The organism is Aeromonas caviae (assembly GCF_000819785.1).
Classification (GTDB): Bacteria; Pseudomonadota; Gammaproteobacteria; order Enterobacterales; family Aeromonadaceae; genus Aeromonas; species Aeromonas caviae.
In genome coordinates this window covers 660-1,153 of record NZ_CDBK01000027.1, presented here as the reverse complement: position 1 = coordinate 1,153, position 494 = coordinate 660, and the positions used below count along the sequence as shown (strand labels likewise).

General features: G+C 61.1%; 1 pseudogene. It reads left to right on the top strand.

Going from position 1 to position 494, the window contains the following annotated elements:
* Nucleotides 1-185: 185 nt before the first annotated feature.
* Nucleotides 186-494 (top strand): annotated as a pseudogene (locus BN1120_RS03510) (beta-ketoacyl-ACP synthase III); the annotation flags it as partial.

The window sequence follows — 494 nt, the reverse complement described above, 5'->3', positions numbered from 1 at the left end:
GTGGGTCAATCCGCTGCCAAGGCAGGAGTGGCTGTGGCACCCCTCCATCAAGTTGATGAACGAATTGATCGGCGGGCGGATGCACCCGCTGACCCTGGCGGGTCTGGCTGCGGCCATCGACCAGCTGTGACCCTCTGAACCCTAAAAAACAGACAAGCCGGGATTGCACCCGGCCAGGAGCAAAGATGACCTCTATCGTAATCAGTGGCTCAGGCCTCTATACCCCTCCCTTTGCCGTCAGCAATGAAGCGCTGGTGGCGGCCTTCAACCAGTACGTGGATCTCTACAACGAGGAGAACGCCTCCGCCATCGATGCAGGGCAGCTGCCTGCCAAACAGCACTCGAGCTGCGAGTTCATCGAGAAGGCCTCTGGCATCAAGAGCCGCTATCTGGTGAGCAGCGAGGGGGTGCTTGATCCCGACATCATGCAGCCGCTCATGGCGGAGCGCCCGGACGATCAGCCCTCCATCATGGTGGAGATGGCGGTGGCGGCC